This window comes from Paenisporosarcina sp. TG-14, assembly GCF_000297555.1.
Taxonomy (GTDB): Bacteria; Bacillota; Bacilli; order Bacillales_A; family Planococcaceae; genus Paenisporosarcina; species Paenisporosarcina antarctica.
In genome coordinates this window covers 1-2,664 of the sequence record NZ_AMGD01000086.1, presented here as the reverse complement: position 1 = coordinate 2,664, position 2,664 = coordinate 1, and the positions used below count along the sequence as shown (strand labels likewise).

The 2,664-nt window shown below is 52.1% G+C and carries 1 rRNA gene; it reads right to left on the bottom strand.

Annotation, left to right across the window (positions count from 1 at the left end):
* A 23S ribosomal RNA gene (locus C406_RS0117825) occupies positions 1–2,664 on the bottom strand; the annotation flags it as partial.

Sequence of the window (2,664 nt, the reverse complement as noted above, 5' to 3'; positions counted from 1 at the left end):
TTCCTACGCCCACGACGGATAGGGACCGAACTGTCTCACGACGTTCTGAACCCAGCTCGCGTACCGCTTTAATGGGCGAACAGCCCAACCCTTGGGACCGACTACAGCCCCAGGATGCGATGAGCCGACATCGAGGTGCCAAACCTCCCCGTCGATGTGGACTCTTGGGGGAGATAAGCCTGTTATCCCCGGGGTAGCTTTTATCCGTTGAGCGATGGCCCTTCCATGCGGAACCACCGGATCACTAAGCCCGTCTTTCGACCCTGCTCGACTTGTAGGTCTCGCAGTCAAGCTCCCTTATGCCTTTACACTCTACGAATGATTTCCAACCATTCTGAGGGAACCTTTGGGCGCCTCCGTTACACTTTAGGAGGCGACCGCCCCAGTCAAACTGCCCGCCTGACACTGTCTCCTGCCCCGATAAGGGGCAAGGGTTAGAAGTTCAACACAACCAGGGTAGTATCCCACTGACGCCTCCTCCGAAGCTGGCGCTCCGGAATCTCAGGCTCCTACCTATCCTGTACAAGTTGTGCCAAAATTCAATATCAGGCTACAGTAAAGCTCCACGGGGTCTTTCCGTCCTGTCGCGGGTAACCTGCATCTTCACAGGTACTATAATTTCACCGAGTCTCTCGTTGAGACAGTGCCCAGATCGTTACGCCTTTCGTGCGGGTCGGAACTTACCCGACAAGGAATTTCGCTACCTTAGGACCGTTATAGTTACGGCCGCCGTTTACTGGGGCTTCAATTCGCACCTTCGCTTGCGCTAAGCACTCCTCTTAACCTTCCAGCACCGGGCAGGCGTCAGCCCCTATACGTCACCTTACGGTTTTGCAGAGACCTGTGTTTTTGCTAAACAGTCGCCTGGGCCTATTCACTGCGGCTCTCTCGGGCTTTAACACCCTAATAGAGCACCCCTTCTCCCGAAGTTACGGGGTCATTTTGCCGAGTTCCTTAACGAGAGTTCTCTCGCTCACCTTAGGATTCTCTCCTCGACTACCTGTGTCGGTTTGCGGTACGGGCACCTTCCACCTCGTTAGAGGCTTTTCTTGGCAGTGTGAAATCAGGAACTCAGACCTTACGGTCCTTGTCATGACAGCTCAACGTTATAGGAACGGGATTTGCCTCATTCCACGCCTCACTGCTTGAACGCGCATAACCAACAGCGCGCTTACCCTATCCTTCTGCGTCCCCCCATTACTCAAACGGTGGAGTGGTGGTACAGGAATATCAACCTGTTGTCCATCGTCTACGCCTATCGGCCTCGACTTAGGTCCCGACTAACCCTGAGCGGACGAGCCTACCTCAGGAAACCTTAGTCATTCGGTGGACGGGATTCTCACCCGTCTTTCGTTACTCATACCGGCATTCTCACTTCTAAGCGCTCCACCAGTCCTTCCGGTCTAGCTTCAACGCCCTTAGAACGCTCTCCTACCATTGACACCTAAGTGTCAATCCACAGCTTCGGTGAATTGTTTAGCCCCGATACATTTTCGGCGCAGCGTCACTCGACCAGTGAGCTATTACGCACTCTTTAAATGATGGCTGCTTCTAAGCCAACATCCTGGTTGTCTAAGCAACGCCACATCCTTTTCCACTTAACAATTACTTTGGGACCTTAGCTGGTGGTCTGGGCTGTTTCCCTCTTGACTACGGATCTTATCACTCGCAGTCTGACTCCCAATTATAAATCTCTGGCATTCGGAGTTTGTCTGAATTCGGTAACCCGGGATGGGCCCCTAGTCCAAACAGTGCTCTACCTCCAGGATTCTAAAATTGAGGCTAGCCCTAAAGCTATTTCGGAGAGAACCAGCTATCTCCAGGTTCGATTGGAATTTCTCCGCTACCCACACCTCATCCCCGCACTTTTCAACGTGCGTGGGTTCGGGCCTCCAGTAAGTGTTACCTTACCTTCACCCTGGACATGGGTAGATCACCTGGTTTCGGGTCTACAACTACATACTCTATCGCCCTATTCAGACTCGCTTTCGCTGCGGCTCCGCCTTATCAGCTTAACCTTGCATGTAATCGTAACTCGCCGGTTCATTCTACAAAAGGCACGCTATCACCCATTAACGGGCTCTAACTACTTGTAGGCACACGGTTTCAGGATCTATTTCACTCCCCTTCCGGGGTGCTTTTCACCTTTCCCTCACGGTACTGGTTCACTATCGGTCACTAGGGAGTATTTAGCCTTGGGAGATGGTCCTCCCAGATTCCGACGGAATTTCACGTGTTCCGCCGTACTCAGGATCCACTCAGGAGAGAACGAAATTTCGACTACAGGGCTTTTACCTGCTATGGCGGACCTTTCCAGATCGCTTCGTCTACCTCGTTCCTTTGTAACTCCGTATTGAGTGTCCTACAACCCCAAGAAGCAAGCTTCTTGGTTTGGGCTCTTCCCGTTTCGCTCGCCGCTACTCAGGGAATCGATATTTCTTTCTCTTCCTCCAGGTACTTAGATGTTTCAGTTCCCTGGGTGTGCCACGGATACGCTATGTATTCACGTAAACGTACTGTTCGATTAAAAACAGTGGGTTTCCCCATTCGGAAATCTCCGGATCAAAGCTTACTTACAGCTCCCCGAAGCATATCGGTGTTAGTACCGTCCTTCATCGGCTCCTAGTGCCAAGGCATTCACCGTGCGCCCTTATTAACTTAACC